2 protein-coding genes are annotated in these 1762 nt (G+C 33.7%); one reads left to right on the forward strand and one right to left on the reverse strand.

The features are described from left to right. Positions 1 to 401, forward strand: a 401-nt coding sequence (locus tag WG67_RS02165) for an Rpn family recombination-promoting nuclease/putative transposase (RefSeq protein WP_156768679.1), incomplete at its 5' end; no start/stop codon positions are given. Between the two features lie 340 nt (positions 402 to 741). Here the strand turns inward: WG67_RS02165 and WG67_RS06110 are convergent. After that, positions 742 to 1762 (reverse strand): ankyrin repeat domain-containing protein (locus WG67_RS06110; protein ID WP_083250458.1); only part of this gene is annotated, 1021 nt, incomplete at its 5' end.

Below are 1762 nucleotides of genomic sequence, written 5' to 3' on the forward strand. Positions count from 1 at the left end.
CTACTTCTTTAGATACGCCGAAACGCAACTTTAGATATGCAGATGAAACTAGTGAAGAAGAGCTAGAAAGAATAATAGGAAGTGATCTAATAATCAAAAGAGCATATGAAGAACTAAATAGATTCAACTGGTCTGAAAAAGAATTTATCGCTTATGAACAGGAAATAAAACGTATTCTTGATGAAAAGGCTATCCTTGCTCAAAAACTCGATGATGCTACTCAAAAAGGTAGACAAGAAGGCATCCAAATCGGCCATGAAAAAGGTAAAATTGAAGGTAAAATTGAAGGTAAAATTGAAATTGCAAAAAACTCACTTAAGGCCGGTGTATCTATAGATGTTATAGCTCAAATTACCGGTCTCTCTCATTCTGAAATTTCACAACTCAAAGAAAAAGCATAATATCCCTACTTATTCACTTCAACATTTATGAAAACCCTCTCTAAGTTAGACATATCCCCTAATTAAGAATCTAGTGAACTGTCTAAAATGGCTATAAAGATTGCACATAGAATTATATAAATTACTATCATAACGTTACCCAAACTTCTATATCAAAGCTACGTGCTGTAAGCTCAATATGGAAAACACATCAACCATTTAGCATTTAATGTCTACTTCATCCATTTTAGTATTAAGACTATCAAACTTGCTACTGGTTGTTTCCCTAATTATTTTGGCTACCCTCACTTTAAATTTTCCACTACTTGGCATATTATAGCTCCACCTCTTATATTATAACCTACCTATTGAGATTACCTCCAAGCTTGGTTACTCCTATCTCAGAAAGACAAGTTGATACTTTATCCTTTGGTAGAATATTTGTACAAAAGCACTTCTTGCACTTTTCTAAAACATTATCTAACCCAACATTACCACTAAATTCAACTCCTCTTTCAAGACTTGCTATTATTTCTGGATACGCACCTTTAAGTTCAACACGTATTCTAGCTTGTTCTTTTGAGTCTAGGTTTCTTATTTTACCTTCTACAAATGAATCAAATTTCCTAAGAGCAAACTCAACTGCAACTGTTCTACTTGGTATAACTTCTATTCCTTTACTTATTAAATTTTGATAGCGTCTACTTGGAGTATTATCTAACGCATCGGCAACACAATTCGCAAGAGCAATATTTTCATTATTTAGGAAATTATTCCAACCAACAGATGATGTACTTTTTGGTATGTTTTTATTATCACTTTTTACATTATTCTTATCTGCAATGTTGTATTGAGTAGGTAATCCAGGAATTATAGAAAAAGTGCTAGCTGCTAAGTTTTTTGCCCAAGAAATACAACTACCCATCCATGAAGATGGTCTTATGCCACTACTTGCTGCTATCTCAGGTTGATCACTTAAATCCACGGCAAGACGACGGAGTTTGCGTTGCGCAGGGCTTCCTCTTTCTTGATTAAGCTCTTTCTCTAAATAATTGATAACATTATTATGTCCTCTATCTCTAGCAATATCTAGCGTTGTTTTACCAGCCTTGCACTTAGCATTAATGTTGGCTCCCTTACTTATAAGGTATTTTACTACATCTAAATAACCAACAGCAAGGTGCAGAGGGGTATCATCATTGTTATCTTTAACATTAACATTAGCTCCCTTGCTTATCAGATCTATAACTTTATTAAGATCACCACCTTTTGCTGCGATTAACAATTCTTTATTCAAATCTAATTGTGCTTGTTCTAGATATTTTACAACATCATTATGTTTTTGATCGATAGCAACATTTAACGGTATTTTACTGCCCTTA

This window comes from Wolbachia endosymbiont of Drosophila incompta (genome assembly GCF_001758565.1).
Lineage (GTDB): Bacteria > Pseudomonadota > Alphaproteobacteria > Rickettsiales > Anaplasmataceae > Wolbachia > Wolbachia pipientis.